This is a genomic window from Cellulomonas humilata, assembly GCF_013359775.1.
GTDB classification, from domain to species: domain Bacteria; phylum Actinomycetota; class Actinomycetes; order Actinomycetales; family Cellulomonadaceae; genus Cellulomonas; species Cellulomonas humilata.
Window position 1 is genome coordinate 1 of the sequence record NZ_JABMCI010000006.1, and the last position, 357, is coordinate 357.

The 357-nt window shown below is 75.1% G+C and carries 1 protein-coding gene; it reads left to right on the forward strand.

What is annotated here, in order from left to right:
• Positions 1–357: hypothetical protein (locus tag HP550_RS00025; RefSeq protein ID WP_425484397.1), on the forward strand; the 357-nt coding region annotated here is incomplete at both ends.

Here is a 357-nt window from a genome sequence, read left to right on the forward strand (position 1 = left end):
AGACCGTGAGTGCCGCGCTGGCCAGCCCAGGCGTGCAGGACGCCATCGTGCACCTGGGCACCACCCAGGACGCGCCCACGTTCACCCGGTCCGTGCAGCGCCTCGTCGCCGAGCTCGACCCGGCCGCCCGGGACCGCGCGAACGAGAACCAGCGCGCCCGCCGGTTCCTGCACCTGTCCGACCAAGCCGACGGCACCCACCTGCGCGGGCTGCTCGACCGGGTAGCCGGACACCGCCAGCGCCTGGCCCTGGAAGCCACCGGCGAACGCCCCGGCACCACCACCCACGCGGCCGACAGCCCAGGCGAGGCCAGCACTGGGAGCGACGGGATGGTGCTGGAGGAGCGGACCGCCGAAC